Origin of the sequence: Burkholderia seminalis DSM 23518 (assembly GCF_902832885.1) — a bacterium.
Lineage (GTDB): Bacteria > Pseudomonadota > Gammaproteobacteria > Burkholderiales > Burkholderiaceae > Burkholderia > Burkholderia seminalis.
Window position 1 is genome coordinate 51188 of sequence record NZ_CADFDK010000007.1, and the last position, 11745, is coordinate 62932.

Here is an 11745-nt window from a genome sequence, read left to right on the forward strand (position 1 = left end):
CACTTTCTCCAGGTCAGGTCATCGGAATCGTGACGTGATATAAATATCAGTCACTCTCTATACATTAGACACTGATCGCTCTCTATGCAAGTCATAAAGAGAGCGATCGCTCTGAAGCGAGCCTGTCATGCGTTATTCCGTCGAGCACAAGCACGAAACCCGCACGCGCATCCTCGAAGCCGCGAGCCGCCTGTTCCGCCAGGAGGGTTACGGCGGCTCCGGCATCGGTCCGCTGACGAAAGCGGCCGGCGTCACCAACGGCGCGTTCTACGGGCATTTCAAATCGAAAGGCGAAGCGTTCCGCACCGTCGTGCTCGACGGCCTCGACCAGCTCCGGCAAGGCGTCGCGGCGCTCAAGGCCGAACACGGCGCGCGCTGGCGGCGCCCGTTCGTGTCGTTCTATCTCGGGCCGCGGCGCACCTGCGCACTCGGCGAAAGCTGCGCGCTGCCGAGCCTGTCGCCCGAAGTGATGCGCGCCGACGACGACACGCGCGACGCGTACGAACAGGCGTTGCGGCAGATCGTCGACGAAGTGTCGTCCGGGCTCGGCGACCGACCCGACGACGACCGCGCGATCGCGTTCCTCGCGCTGCTGTCGGGCGGCGTCACGCTCGCGCGTGCCGTGCGCGATCCCGAACTCGCGCAACGCATCGCCGATGCGGTCGGCCGCTACGCAGTCGTGATCGCCGAGCGCACGGACGTGCAGCCCGAACGGCAGCCCTGACGACCGGCCAATGAAAAACCCCGATCCGCGTTGCCGCGAATCGGGGTACTGGCCTCCACCATCTGCCTGAACGGCCCTTGACGGGCCGCCGCGTCAACGTGCTGCGACTTCCGCCTTCACGGAGGCCGCATCGCCGACCGCCGTCGGCGCCGCGCCCCAGCCGCCGCCGAGCGCGCGGATCAGGTTGACGGTCGACACGGCCTGCGCGCCGGTCAACTGGTTCGCCTGCAGTTGCGACTGCAGCACCGAGCGCTCGCTGTCGATCACGTCGAGATAGGCGACCTCGCCTTCCTGGTACTGCGTCCGAGACAGCTTCGCCGCACGGCGCGACGCGTTGACGGCCGCATCCTGCGCGCGGATCTGGTCGTCGAGCAGGCGCAGGTCGGACAGATTGTCCTCGACCTCGCGGAACGCGACGAGCACCTGCTGCCGGTAGTTCGCGACCTGCTCGTCGTACTGCGCGCGCGCCTGCTGCACGCCGGCCGCGCGACGGCCGCCGTCGAACAGCGGCAACGTCAGCGCGGTGCCGGCGAACGGCCCGAGCAGGAACGTGCGGCTCGACCACAGGAACAGGTTGCCGAGCGTCGACGCTTCATAACCGAACGAGCCCGTGATATCGAGCTTCGGGAAGTACGCGGACTTCGCGAGGCCGATCCGCGCATTCGCGGCGGCCATCGCGCGCTCGGCCGCCGACACGTCCGGACGGCGTTCGAGCAGCGCGGACGGCAAGCCCGGCGGAATCTTCACCGCGACCGGCACGATCGGCGTTTCCTTGAACCCGAAATCCGCGGGCGCCTTGCCGAGCAGGATCGCGAGCGCATGCTCGGACGCCGCACGCCGGCGCGCGACGCCGACCGCATCGGCCTGCGCGCTGGCCAGCTCGTTCTTCGCGCGCGACACGTCGAGCTCGCTGATGTCGCCTTCGTTGAAGCGGCGCTGCACGAGCGTCAGTGCCTGCTCGCGCAGCTCCACCGTGCGGCGGTACAGGTCCTGGTCCGCATCGAGCTGGCGCAGTTCGAAGTAGTTCTGCGCGACGTCGGCCTGCAGCGCGAGCTGCACCGAACGGAACAGCGCTTCGCTCTGCGCCTGGTCCGCACGCGACGCCTCGACGTTGCGGCCCACGCGGCCGAACAGGTCGGCCTCGTACGACACCGTGCCCTGCGCGCGCCACAGCGTCGCGTTGGTCGGGCCCGTGCCCTGCGGCTGGAACTGCGACGCCGACGACAGCCCTTCGCGCGTCGGCCCGAAACCGGCGCCGACCTGCGGGAACCATTGCGAACGCGCCGAACGCGTCGCCGCGCGCGCTTCCTCGACACGCGCGGCCGCGGCCTTCAGGTTCTGGTTCGCGGCGAGCGCCTGGGTCTCGAGCGAATCGAGCACCGGGTCGCCGAATACCTTCCACCATTCGCCGCGATGGGCGCCGTCCGACGGCTCGGCCGTCTTCCAGGTGCCGGCCTGCTCGCCGGCGGCGAGCGTCGGCGCTTCCTTGAATGCGGCGGGCGCCGCGGCATCCGGACGCTGGTAGTCGGGGCCCACCGCGCACGCGGCGAGCAGCGTCGCGAGCAGGGTGCTCGCGGCCGCCACCTTCGCGAAGCGCATCAGGCCGTTCGTGTTGTGCATGTTGTCCATCTTGTTTTCCTCAAGCATCCGAAGCCGACGCGCCCGACGGCGGCACGCCGTAACCCGACGAATCCTTGCCGGCGACGTGGATCTTGCCGCCCGCGAGCGTCCGCAGCACGACGTAGAACACCGGCGTCAGCATCAGCCCGAACAGCGTCACGCCCAGCATCCCGAAGAACACCGCGACCCCCATCGCATGGCGCATTTCCGACCCGGCCCCCGTCGACGTGACGAGCGGCACCACGCCCATGATGAAGGCGATCGACGTCATCAGGATCGGGCGCAGACGCAGCCGGCTCGCCTCGATCGCGGCCTCGAGCGGCGTCCTGCCGTCGTGTTCGAGCTCGCGTGCGAACTCGACGATCAGGATCGCGTTCTTCGCCGACAGCCCCACCAGCACCATCAGGCCGATCTGCGTGAAGATGTTGTTGTCGCCCTGCGTGAGCCACACGCCCGTCAGCGCCGACAGAATGCTCATCGGCACGATCAGGATCACCGCGAGCGGCAGCGTCAGGCTTTCGTACAGCGCCGCGAGCACGAGGAACACGAGCAGCACGCTGATCGGGAACACGTACATCGCCGAATCGCCGGCAAGAATCTGCTGGTACGTGAGGTCGGTCCACTCGAACCGCACGCCGCGCGGCAGCGTTTCATGCGCGATGCGCTCGATCGCGGCCTGCGCCTGGCCCGACGAGAAACCCGGCGCCGGGCCGCCGTTGATGTCGGCCGCCGTGTAGCCGTTGTAGCGCACGACCATTTCGGGGCCGAACGTCGGCGTCACCGTGACGAGCGACGACAGCGGCACCATCTCCCCCTTGTCGTTGCGCGTCTTCAGTTGCAGGATGTCGTCCGCGCGCTGGCGGAACGGCGCATCGGCCTGCACGCGCACCTGGTACACGCGCCCGAAGCGGTTGAAGTCGTTCACGTACAGCGAGCCGAGATACACCTGCATCGTGTTGAACACGTCGGTCACCGGCACGCCGAGCTGCTTCGCCTTCACGCGATCGAGATCGACGTTGAGCTGCGGCACGTTGATCTGGTAGCTCGTGAACAGCGGGCCGAGTTCAGGCGCCTGCTGCGCGCGCTTGATGAAGTCGTTGGTCGCATCCGACAGCTTCGCGTAGCCGACCGCGCCGCGATCCTCGATCTGCATCTTGAACCCGCCGAGCGTACCGAGCCCCAGCACCGGCGGCGGCGGGAACACCGCGACGAACGAATCCTTCATCGTGCTGTACTGCTGGTTCAATGCGCCCGCGATCGCGCCGGCCGACAGCGCCTTGCCATGCCGTTCCGAGAACGGCTTCAGCGTGACGAACACGATGCCCGCGCTCGAGCTGTTCGTGAAGCCGTTCACCGACAGCCCCGGGAACGCGACCGCGCTCTCGACGCCCGGCTGCTTCAGCGCGATCGAGCCCATGTCGCGGATCACCTTCTCGGTACGGTCGAGCGACGCGCCGTTCGGCAGCTGCGCGAACGCGATCAGGTATTCCTTGTCCTGCGCGGGCACGAAGCCGCCCGGCACGACCTTCGACACGAGCACGGTCGCGCCCACCAGCACGAGGTACACGCCGAGCATCAGCGTCTTGCGCGACAGCACGCCGCGCACGCCGCGGCCGTAGTTCTCCGCGCCGCGATGGAACACCTTGTTGAAGCCGCGGAAGAAGCCGCCGAGCACGCGGTTCATCACGCGCGTGAGCCAGTCTTCCTTGTCGCCGTGACCCTTCAGCAGGATCGCGGACAGCGCCGGCGACAGCGTCAGCGAGTTGAACGCCGAGATCACCGTCGAGATCGCGATGGTCATCGCGAACTGCTTGTAGAACTGGCCGGTCAGGCCCGACATGAACGCGAGCGGCACGAACACGGCGACGAGCGTCAGCGCGATCGCGATGATCGGCCCGCTCACTTCCTGCATCGCCTTGTAGGTCGCCTGCCGCGCGTTCATCCCGCTCTCGATGTTCCGCTCGACGTTCTCGACGACGACGATCGCATCGTCGACCACGATCCCGATCGCGAGCACCATCCCGAACAGCGACAACGCGTTGATCGAATACCCGAACGCCAGCAGCAGCGAGAACGTGCCGATGATCGACACCGGCACCGCGATCAGCGGAATCAGCGACGCGCGCCAGGTCTGCAGGAACACGATCACGACGATCACGACCAGCGCGATCGCCTCGAGCAGCGTGTGCACGACGGCCTTGATCGACGAGCGCACGAACTGCGTCGGGTCGTAGACGATCTTGTAGTCGACGCCCGCCGGCATGTCCTGCTTCAGCTCGGCCATCGTCTTGCGGACTTCGTCCGAGATCTGCAGCGAGTTCGCACCCGGCGACTGGTTGATCGCCATCGCGACGGCCGGCTTGTTGTCGAGCAGCGAGCGCAGCCCGTATTCGGACGCGTCGAGCTCGATCCGCGCGATGTCGCGCAGGTGCGTGACGCCGCCGTCCGGCGTCGTCTTCACGACGATGTCGCCGAATTCGTCTTCCGTCTGCAGACGGCCGCGCGCGTTCACCGACAGCTGCAACGGCGTGCCGGGCAGCGACGGCGACGCGCCGATCACGCCGGCCGCGACCTGCACGTTCTGCTCGCGGATCGACTGCACGACGTCCTCGGCCGACAGCCCGCGCTGCGCGACCTTCTGCGGATCGAGCCATACGCGCATCGCGTAGTCGCCCGAACCCCACAGCTGCACCTGGCCGACGCCCTGGATCCGCGACAGGCGATCCTTCACGTTGATCAGCGCGTAGTTGCGCAGGTAGGTCATGTCGTAGCGGTTGTCCGGCGAGATCAGGTGGACCACCATCGTCAGCGTCGGCGAGCTCTTCACCGTCGTGATGCCGAGCCGCTGCACGTCTTCCGGCAAGCGCGGCAGCGCCTGGTTCACGCGGTTCTGCACGAGCTGCGTGGCCTTGTCCGGATCGGTGCCGAGCTTGAACGTGACGGTGATCGTCATGTTGCCGTCGCTGTTCGCCTGCGACTGCATGTAGAGCATGTCCTCGACGCCGTTGATCTGCTCTTCAAGCGGCGACGCGACCGTCTCGGCGATCACTTTCGGGTTCGCGCCCGGATACTGCGCCTTCACGATCACCGAAGGCGGCACGACTTCCGGATATTCCGAAATCGGCAGCAGGAACATCGCGATCACCCCGCCGAGCAGGATGATCACCGATAGGACTCCTGCAAAGATCGGCCGGTCGATAAAGAATTTGGAAATGTTCATGTGTGGCTCTGTCTGGTTGAACGCGGATGCGAAGCGGCGGGCCGCTTACGAATCCGCCTTCGCCGGTGCGGCCGGCTTCGCGTTGTTCGCGAGCGGCGCGGACGGCGCATCGCCGCCCGTCATCGGGACCATGTGCGGCTTCACCTGCTCGCCGGGGCGTACGCGCTGCGTGCCGTTCACGATCACGCGATCGCCGGCCGACAGCCCGCTCACGATCACGCGCCGGTTGCCGTGCTGCATTCCCTGCTGCACTTCGCGGTACGACACACGGCCCTGCTGGTCGACGACGAACACGAACTTCTTGTCCTGGTCGGTGTTGATCGCCGCGTCGTCGACGAGCAATGCCTCGTGCGGCGCGCTGCCGCCCACCTTCACGCGTGCATAGAGCCCCGGGACGAGCGCGCCGTCGGCGTTGTCGAAACGCGCGCGTACGCGGATCGTGCCGGACGACGTATCGAGCCGGTTGTCGACCGAATCGATCTCGCCGCTGCGCGAGTAGCCCGTTTCGTTCGCGAGACCGAGCTCCACCGGCACCTTGCGGCCGTTGCGCGCGCCGTTGATGTATTGCAGGTAGGTCTGCTCGTCCGCGTCGAACGACGCGTAGATCGGCGACACCGATACCAGCGTCGTCAGCGGCGCGGCCGACGCGCCGGCCGACACGACGTTGCCGAGCGTGATTTCCGCGCGCGACACGCGGCCCGACACGGGGGCGGTGATCCGCGTATAGCCGAGGTTGATGCGCGCCGTTTCCAGCGCGGCTTCGGCGGCCTTCAGGTTCGCCGTCGCCTCGCGCGCCGCGTTCTGCTTCTCGTCGTAGTCGCGCTTCGCGATCGCGTTGTCGCCGATCAGCCGCTGCGCGCGCTGCCAGTCCGTCTGCGCATAACCGTTGCGCGCCTGCGCGGCGGCCAACTGCGCGGCCGCGCGATCGGTTTCGGCCTGGTACGGGCGCGGGTCGATCACGAACAGCACGTCGCCCTTCTTCACGAGCGCGCCGTCCTTGAAGTTCACCGCGACGATCGTGCCCGACACCTGCGGACGCACGTCGACTTTCTCGACCGCTTCGAGGCGGCCCGAATAACTTTGCCAGTCGGTCACGGTTTGCGGCACGACGGTCGCGACGTCGACTTCGGGCAGCGGCGCCGCCGCTTTCTCGGGCGCGTTCGCGTTCACGCGCATCGCGCCGAACGTGCCGAGGCCGACGACGGCGAGCGTCACGATCGCCGCGGTGGCGATTCGCGAGCGGGAGGTGCGTAGGATGGCCATGTGGATCTCCAGTAAACGTGGAATGGTTTTGGTTATTCGGAACGGTTCGGCTGGCGCGCCTGGAAGCGGCACTGGAAGAAGCGCACGGCTTCCTCGAACGCGGCTTCGTGTGTCGCGAGCGCGGCGTGCGTGATGTCCGGATAGCGGATCACCTGCGTGAGCACGCCCGACGAGATCAGGCAGCTCGCATATTTCTCCGCTTCGACGTGCAGCACGTCGTTCTGCGCGGTGACGACGAGCGTCGGCGGCAGCCCCGCGAGGCGCACCGACTCGAGCGGCGCCGCGTACGGATGCATGCGCTGCGCCGCCTGCGGCAGATACGCGCGATAACAGGCCGCGCATTCGCGCGGGGTGATGTCGGACGCGAGGCGCTCGGCGTCGCCGATGCGCGTCATGCTCGGGTCGAGCATCGGTCCGAACAGCGCCTGCGCGGCGATCGACACTTCACCGCGGTCGCGGGCGATGAAGGCGAGGCAATTCGCGAGCTGGCCGCCCGCGTCGTGGCCGGCGACCCCGATCTTCTTCGGGTTGCCGCCGAACGCGCGGGCCCGCGTCGCGACCCACACGGCCGCGCGATACGCATCCTCCGGCGCGGCCGGAAAGGGAAAGGCCGGCGCGAGCGAATAATCGACCGACACTACGAGTGCTGGTAAGCGTTCTGCTAAAAAACGCGCGGCGAAATCCGCGTCCTCGAGCGAACCGCGGACGAAACCGCCGCCGTGGAAATAAAGCACTACCGGCAACCCGGTCTTGTCCGGGCGGCGGTAGAGGCGCAGCACGATGTCCTGCGCGTAGCCGGGAATTTCCACTTCGGCGACCGTCAGCGCCGCGCCCGCCAAGGCTTGCGCGGGCAACGCGGCTTTCAGGAATTTGCTGAATTCAGAAGCGTCCATGACGATGCAGCATCCATTTCGAGATGGAACGAATTCTGGGTCCGGCAGACATTGGGATAAATGCCTATAATCCGGCAACACAATTCAACGCCCCCGAACAATCCGAGGCTGCGTTTACCCACGAGGTAGCGCAGCCTTGTCGTTCCGGCGGCAAATTAGATTGCGGAGGTTGTGATGGACCGGCTTCAGGCCATGCAGGTGTTTACTCGCGTCGTCGATACAAGCAGCTTCACCAAGGCAGCAGAAACGCTCGGCCTGCCGCGAGCGTCCGTCACGACGATCATCCAGAATCTCGAAGCCTTCCTCGGCGTGCGGCTGATGCACCGGACCACGCGCCGACTGTCGCTCACGCCGGACGGCGCCGCGTACTACGAACGATGCGTGCGGATCCTCGCGGACGTCGAGGAAACCGAAGCGAGCTTCCAGGCCAACAACCGGAAACCGCACGGAAAGTTGCGTATCGACATGCCGGGCTCGATCGGGCGGCTGCTCGTGATTCCGTCGCTGTGCGAATTTCATACACGCTATCCGGACATCGACCTGCAGCTCGGCCTGTCCGACCGGCCGGTCGACCTGCTGCAGGAAGGCGTCGACTGCGTGATCCGGGTCGGCGCGCTGCAGGATTCGTCGCTGGTCGCGCGTCGCGTCGGCCTGTTCGAATGCGTGACGGTCGCCGCGCCCGCGTATCTCGAGCGCCACGGCGAGCCGCAGACGATCGACGATCTCGGCCAGCACAAGGCCGTCAATTATTTCTCGAGCCGCACCGGCCGCACGATCGACTGGACGTTCCTCACCGAAGGCAAGGAAATCGAGGTGAAGATGAACAGCATCGTGTCGGTGAACGACGCGGATGCGTACGTGACCTGCGGGATCGAAGGCTTCGGCCTGATCCAGCCGCCGCTCTTCATGGTGCTGCCGCAGCTGCGCGAAGGCCGGCTCAAGGAAGTGCTGCCCGGCGTCAAGCCGCTGCCGATGCCGATCTCGGTCGTGTATCCGCACAGCCGCCACCTGTCGCCGAAGGTGCGCGTGTTCGTCGACTGGGTGGCCGAGGTGTTCGACCGCTGCCCGCTGCTGAGCGGCAAGGGCAGCCTCGACGCGACGTGCAGCAAGCGCACGTTCGAGGAAGCCGAACGCGCGCCGGCGCTCGACACGCCGGTCATCAACGAATGGGTCGCGTAATCGTCTGACCTGCATGCGCGGGCCGCGCGGCTCGCGCATCGTCCGCTCTCCTCGCCGTCTTCAAGCCGCCGATGCGCTCGGCGCATCCGATCCTTCCCGATTCCGCAGCAAACCTTTGTGTCGCGAGCAGCAATCGCCCGCGCGCGCCGTCGCGGGTGGCCGCCGCACCCGCGTGCGCCCCGCTGCACGGGGCTGCCGGCAATTTCCGCATAACCCTGTCGTCCATGCGGATGTCGATTGTTCCGGTGCGGCGACAAATCAATTCGCGTCTGCCGCATTTATCGCGACCGAACAGATACCTAGAGTAAACCCTGTCGCGCACCTCGTTGCGCATCGAACAGATCCCGCTCGATGGGACCGGAGCAGCGCTCGGACGCCCGCTCCGACATGGGATCCGAGTCAGCGCTGAAGCGCTGACTCATATCGACACAGGAGTTATGCCATGAACCGCCGCCATCTTCTCTCCGCCCTCGCGCTCACGCTCGCCGTGTCCGCACCGGCCTTCGCCGATTCGGGCACGCCGCACGCCGGCGACTACGGCAATACGTCGTGGTACGCGCAGCACAATGGCCCGCGTACGCGTGCCGAAGTGAGCGCGGAAGTCGTGCAAGCGCGCAAGGACGGCACGCTCGCGTACCTGCGCAAGGCGAATTCGTATCCGCAAGGGCTCGAACTCGCCCAGGGCCCGTATCGCTCGCTGCCGGAAAGCAACCAGCTCGCCGGCGGGGGCCGGTAAACGCGCGACGCCGCGCAACGGGTCGGCCCGTGCGCGGCGTCGCGGCACACCTTTCGACGACTCGCCGAGTCAGTGACTTGCAGGAGCACATGATGAACGACACCCTTCCTTCGCCGCTCGATCACTGGGACGACACCACGCCGGTCTGGACGCCGTTCCGTTCGGCCCCGCGATCGCATTGACCGCCGGCCGAGTCATCGTCCGGCCGTCAACGGCGCGGCACGCCGTCGCGCCATTCGCCCCAGTGCGTGACGATGTCCTGAACCAGCGGATTGCCCGCGCGGTACAGGTTTTCGGTCGCCGGGGCGAAGCCGCCCTGGTCCGCGTAGTTCAGCAGGTTGTCGGCGCTCGTCTGCCCCGCATACGGGCGGTCGAAATCGGACCCCGTGCGCAGCACCGCGACGCGTGACAGGTCGACCCGCTTCACGCTCGCCGCGCGCTTGAGCGCCTCATACGTCGCGTTGTCTTCCTGCGCGGTCATGCAGTAGGTGCCCTTGCCGTCGGTCAGGATCTTCGTCCACTGGCGCGCGCGCTCGCCGATCAGCGTGCCGGAGAACCACGTGTTACCCGATGACGTATCGCACTGGATCACCGTCGGCGGCCGGTTCGCCGGCGCATACGTGAACTTCGCGCGGGCAGCCTGCGCCTGCGCGCTGTCGGCGAGCACGACGTTGCGCGACAGCGCGTACGCGGCGTCGGTCAGCTGCGGGTTGAGCTGGAACACTTCGGTGCGATAGTCGAGCGGCGGCTTGTCGTTCGGGCTCTTCGTGTTGATGCCGAGGAAACCCGTGTTCCAGCCGGCGGGAATCTCGCGCGCGTCGAGCTCCCACTGCAGGCTGAAATCGACGAGGTATTTGGACCACGCGGCCGAACCGACCGTGCCCTGCGCGGGGTCGACGCCCGCGATGCCGGACACCAGGAAATACGTCCGGCGCAGATCGAAGCGCTGCGAGAACGTGAGCGCCATGATCGTCGCCGACGCGTTCGCATAACCCATGCCGGTCGTCACGACGCACACGTCCTGCTTGTTGCAGTGAACGGCCGGGTAGTCGGGCGACAGGCCCGGCACGGCGATGTCGCGCCACGGGCCGAGCCGGTCGAGCCACGCCTGGCCCTCCGGACCGAACATCGTGATGATCATGACCTTGACCGGGCGGCCCTGTGCACCGGTCTCGGCGAATGCATGGTTGCCCGCGTTGTTGCCCTGGTTGTCCTGCGCGATCGACGGCGCGGTCGCACAGGCCGCGAGCGAGAATGCGGCAGCGGAAAGGATGGAGCGAGTCAGCATCGGCGTTCCTTGTTTCGATGATGTTGGGTGAGAACGGCTCTCGGAGACTGCGCGAGGGAGTATAGAACGGGCGTACGCAATGCGGAACCCGACTACGAAACGGCGAACGGTGTTTCGTGCGCATGGACGCGTGTTGCGTGACGGAATGCGCGCGTTCGCCGCCGTATTGCAAACATCAGGAATGCTATCGGGTTGGCCGCCCGTGCGACGCCGGCCGCTGCCCGCCGCGCTACACGCGCATCAGCCCCGCAACACCGTAACCGAGCACGACGAGCGCGGCGACCACATGGCTCGCCGCGAGCCACCCGGGCGACTTCACGAAGCGGCCGATCGCGCTGCCGCCGAACGCGAACACGAGCTGCCCCGCGAGGCTGCCCGCGAACACGCACGCGGCACCGGTCAGCCAGTGCCGATGCGCGCCGGCGGCAGCCGTTGCATAGCCGTAGAACAACAGGATCGTCAGCGGGTTCGCGAGCGTGACGACGAACATCGACATCAACGGGCGGTCGCCCGGCTGCGGCGTATCGCCTTCGAGCGTGCGCCGACGGTCGCGCAGCGCCTGCCACAGCATCCGCATGCCCATCGCGAGCAATACGCCCGCGCCCACGCTACGGAACAACGACAGATGCGCCGCGAGCGTGCTCGCGAGCATCGCGCCGATCGTGAACGCGACGACTGCATGACAGCCGTCCGCCGCGGCAACGCCGATTGCCGCGCGCACGCCGGTCGCCGTGCCGGCGCGCATGCCGTAGTTCGCGATCATCCATGCAACGGGCCCGACCGACAGCGCGATCATCAGCCCGAACAGGAAGTCGTTCATCG

At 67.1% G+C, this 11745-nt stretch carries 9 protein-coding genes; 3 read left to right on the forward strand and 6 right to left on the reverse strand.

From position 1 onward, the window contains the following. Nucleotides 1–127 precede the first annotated feature (127 nt). Nucleotides 128–724 (forward strand): TetR/AcrR family transcriptional regulator, encoded by a 597-nt coding sequence (locus tag HWX00_RS21845; protein ID WP_034187791.1) that lies wholly within the window; start codon nucleotides 128–130, stop codon nucleotides 722–724. Between the two features lie 93 nt (nucleotides 725–817). Here HWX00_RS21845 and opcM read toward each other — a convergent pair whose 3' ends face one another. The 4 genes from opcM to HWX00_RS21865 are packed head-to-tail and all read right to left on the reverse strand — an operon-like array spanning nucleotide 818 to nucleotide 7720. Then, nucleotides 818–2353, reverse strand: a complete 1536-nt coding sequence (opcM, locus tag HWX00_RS21850) for a multidrug efflux transporter outer membrane subunit OpcM (protein WP_034187790.1) — start codon at nucleotides 2351–2353, stop codon at nucleotides 818–820. Nucleotides 2354–2363: 10 nt separating this feature from the next. Beyond that, the gene (gene ceoB, locus HWX00_RS21855) at nucleotides 2364–5564 is read right to left on the reverse strand and encodes a multidrug efflux RND transporter permease subunit CeoB (protein WP_034187789.1); all 3201 of its coding nucleotides are present in this window, start codon (nucleotides 5562–5564) and stop codon (nucleotides 2364–2366) included. Between the two features lie 45 nt (nucleotides 5565–5609). Then, the gene (ceoA, locus tag HWX00_RS21860) at nucleotides 5610–6827 is read right to left on the reverse strand and encodes a multidrug efflux RND transporter periplasmic adaptor subunit CeoA (RefSeq protein ID WP_034187788.1); all 1218 of its coding nucleotides are present in this window, start codon (nucleotides 6825–6827) and stop codon (nucleotides 5610–5612) included. Nucleotides 6828–6859: 32 nt separating this feature from the next. After that, a complete protein-coding gene (locus HWX00_RS21865; RefSeq protein ID WP_034187787.1) occupies nucleotides 6860–7720 on the reverse strand; it encodes an alpha/beta hydrolase in 861 nt (286 codons plus the stop codon). A 174-nt stretch (nucleotides 7721–7894) separates the two neighbouring features. Here HWX00_RS21865 and ceoR point away from each other — a divergent pair, with 174 nt between their 5' ends. Together ceoR and HWX00_RS21875 are read left to right on the forward strand one after the other, a co-directional pair. Beyond that, a complete protein-coding gene (gene ceoR / locus HWX00_RS21870) occupies nucleotides 7895–8899 on the forward strand; it encodes a putative multidrug efflux transcriptional regulator CeoR (protein ID WP_034187786.1) in 1005 nt (334 codons plus the stop codon). A gap of 442 nt (nucleotides 8900–9341) precedes the next feature. Next, nucleotides 9342–9635, forward strand: a complete 294-nt coding sequence (locus HWX00_RS21875; RefSeq protein ID WP_034187785.1) for a DUF4148 domain-containing protein — start codon at nucleotides 9342–9344, stop codon at nucleotides 9633–9635. A gap of 208 nt (nucleotides 9636–9843) precedes the next feature. Here the strand turns inward: HWX00_RS21875 and HWX00_RS21880 are convergent, their stop codons facing one another. Continuing rightward, nucleotides 9844–10923, reverse strand: a complete 1080-nt coding sequence (locus HWX00_RS21880) for a purine-nucleoside phosphorylase (protein WP_034187784.1) — start codon at nucleotides 10921–10923, stop codon at nucleotides 9844–9846. 229 nt (nucleotides 10924–11152) lie between these two features. After that, entirely contained in the window at nucleotides 11153–11743 is a 591-nt protein-coding gene (locus HWX00_RS21885) for a LysE family translocator (protein WP_175028153.1), read from the reverse strand. Between the last annotated feature and the right edge of the window lie 2 nt (nucleotides 11744–11745).